Annotated in this window: 4 protein-coding genes; all 4 read right to left on the bottom strand. The window is 60.3% G+C overall.

Features of this window, described 5'->3' with window-relative positions; genetic code table 11:
• The coding region (locus tag AB7F49_RS39345) for a helix-turn-helix domain-containing protein (RefSeq protein ID WP_428533470.1) at positions 1–635 on the bottom strand (635 nt) is incomplete at its 3' end.
• On the bottom strand, positions 632–1,546 hold the full coding sequence (locus AB7F49_RS39340; protein WP_428533467.1) for an IS1595 family transposase: 915 nt from the start codon (positions 1,544–1,546) through the stop codon (positions 632–634). The genes AB7F49_RS39345 and AB7F49_RS39340, both read right to left, overlap by 4 nt.
• Before the next feature lie 242 nt (positions 1,547–1,788).
• On the bottom strand, positions 1,789–2,115 hold the full coding sequence (locus AB7F49_RS39335; protein ID WP_428533464.1) for a YnfA family protein: 327 nt from the start codon (positions 2,113–2,115) through the stop codon (positions 1,789–1,791).
• The coding region (locus tag AB7F49_RS39330; protein WP_428533461.1) for a carbonic anhydrase at positions 2,112–2,791 on the bottom strand (680 nt) is incomplete at its 5' end. The genes AB7F49_RS39335 and AB7F49_RS39330, both read right to left, overlap by 4 nt.

The raw sequence follows: 2,791 nt of genomic DNA, 5'->3' as shown, positions 1-2,791 counted from the left end.
GTGAATATCTTGGCGGCCTCAGACGGATCCGCCTTGTTGACCACTATGCACGGAGCGAATTTCGTCTCGTATAGCGTAAACCCGCGACAATCTCGGACATCAAATTTTTGCTGGAAAACAATCACGCCCAACTCCTCTAAGCGACTCCGCCAACGGCGGAACGCCTCGGACTTAGGCCATTCGAGTTGCTGTTCTACTGTTACTCCGAGTCTCTTCCGCTCCGCCTCCCCAGCGTCCTCTGGGTTCTGATCCATGCTAACAAGCGGAAGCTTTGGAACCACAAACTCGTCATCCTCTTCGGCAACTCTTTCGAACATGCCCAACAAGCTTCTGACGTTGCTCAAACCAACTCTGAAGTCGAAGCTGAATTGTGGGCTGCCGCCCTCGACCGTCCGGAAGTCGGATGGCATGGACTTTGTTTGTGGAGGGGTGCGCCGAAAAAGAGTCGCCTGCGGCAAGCGATACTTGGCAGCAAAGTTCTCAAACATCGTGAGATTGGGACGCTTCTCACCAGCCTCGTACGCGCGCAAATCATCAATCGCCAAACCCAACCGGTCGGCAGCTTCCTCTTCGGTTAGTCCGCGAAATTCACGCGCCCATTTGAGAACGGCGCCAGTGACGGGAATATCCGTCATGGTGACGAGTCCCGGTATTTCAAACGCTTTCCAACAATACCACGAGCGGCGCGATCTGCACGAGCGTCGTCCTCAACGCCCCTTGCACTCCGATTGTTGTACCTAAAATCAAACTCCGCCAGATACCTGTGAAGATGCTTCTCGCTGCAATGCTGGTAAACGCCTTTCATGCCGCGCTTGAAAACGCTGAAAAAGCCCTCGGCGCGGTTCGTGCTGAACTCCCCGCGTACCCATTCCTCGCGGACGTGTTTGAGCGCCTGATGGTCGGCAAAGTGGTATTTTAGGAACTCGTATTGCCGAGCTTCGTCCGTCGCGATCCGGCTCTCGCGGTCAATGTTCTTCTTGAGGATCGGGACAACCGTCTTGGCGCGAACGTTATCGACGTGGAAGCTGCGTGCTTCGCCCTTGCGATCAACGAGGGTTAGAACCGCGAACTTGTGCTTAAAGCCACGCTCAACCTTCACGCCCTTCTTGCGTCCGATGAAGGTTTCATCGACCTCGACAATCCCGCCATTCCCGCCCATCGGTGCGAGATCGCTAGCACGCATGGCCTCGCGGATTCGATGCGCCATGAACCACGCCGTCTTGTAGGTGACCTTCAGCGTCCGGTGAAGCTGATGGGCGCTGATGCCTTTCTTGCTCGCAGTCATCAAGTGGACGGCCTGCCACCATTTGAAAACCGGTACGTGGCTGCTCTCAAACAGCGTGCCGATCTTGACGGTAAACTGCTTACGACACTCGCCGCACGTCCTCAGACCGGGCCGCGCGCTCTTGCCCTTAATCTTGTAGATCCGGGTCTCATTGGCGTTGCCGCAGTGCGGGCACACGGGACCGTTCGGCCAAACGATGCTTTCCAGCTTCGCTATGGCGGCTTCCTCATTGTGCAAGTGCGGTGCAGACAGGGCGCTCATGGGTTTTTCCGTTCCAACGCTAACGCATTGGATTCAAATATGGAGTCTCGATTTGTGTTTGTCAAGTACACAATCGTCAAACCGAGGCCGGGAAAGGCACCCGTCGGCGCCCGCGGGCCTGGAGCCTGATCGTTTGAGGTGGACGCGGATACGCGGACACCGAGGACGTGAATCAGACTCTAAACAAAGGGATGGAGCGCGTTCGCACCGCAGAAACCGAGTCGACCTGAAGCGAACGCGCTCTAAACCGAACGGGGGCCGTAAAGGATGAGCAGCGCGCCCAGAACGCACACCGCACCGCCCGCCACGTCCCAGCGGTCTGGCCGCGTACCCTCGAACGCCCACAGCCAGACGAGCGATGCCACGATATAGATCCCGCCGTACGCGGCATAGGCGCGTCCGGCGAAGTCGCTGTCGATCCGTGTCAGGAGCCAGGCGAAGGCGATCAGCGACGCGACGCCGGGCACGAGCCAGAGCGCAGATGCGCCTTGCCGCGCCCACGCCCAGAACGCGAAGCACCCGGCGATCTCGCAGAGCGCCGTGATCGTGAAGATCGCGATGGTGGTCATGAGCCAGCCGTTTCGAGCAGACCGCGCCAGGAGCCGGTCTTCGGATCGTAGGCCTGAAGCTCGCCGCTCTCCATGTCGTACAGCCAGCCGTGAATGCCGACGCGCCCCTCCGCGACCCCCTTCGCGACGACCTCGTAGGTCATGAGGTTGTCGAGCTGGAACTGGACGTGCGCGCGGATCGCGGCAGGCCCCCGTTCGGCTTCCGGAAGCCCAGCCGCTGCAACGAGCTTGTGCGCCGGGCGCGTATACTCGACCCAGCGCCCGAGGTGAGCTTCCGCGGCGGGCGGGATATGCTCGGCCAGTGCTTGAATCCCGCCGCAGCCCGAGTGTCCGCAGACGACGATGTCGTCGATGCCGAGATGCACCAGCGCATACTCGATGGCAGCGCCCACCGCCTCGTCGTCGGCCCATGCCGGGGGCACGCAGTTGGCGATGTTGCGCACCTCGAACAGCTCGCCTGGATCGGCCTGCGTGATCTGCGACGGCACCACCCGGCTGTCCGAGCAGCCGATCCAAAGCAGCCGCGGCTTCTGCTTCTTCGTGGCGAGGCTCTTGTAGAACGACTTGTCGCGCTCTAACACGAGCCGGAAGCGCTCGTAGCCCTCCTTCGCAGCCTTGATGTCGAGGTCGATCCCTTCAGCGTCGTTAGCGGTCGTCATGGCGCCCCCCGGCTGCT

Origin of the sequence: Pseudorhodoplanes sp. (genome assembly GCF_050250235.1) — a bacterium.
Lineage (GTDB): Bacteria > Pseudomonadota > Alphaproteobacteria > Rhizobiales > Xanthobacteraceae > Pseudorhodoplanes.
The sequence above is the reverse complement of the archived record's forward strand: the minus strand, read 5'-3'. Positions and strand labels throughout refer to the sequence as shown.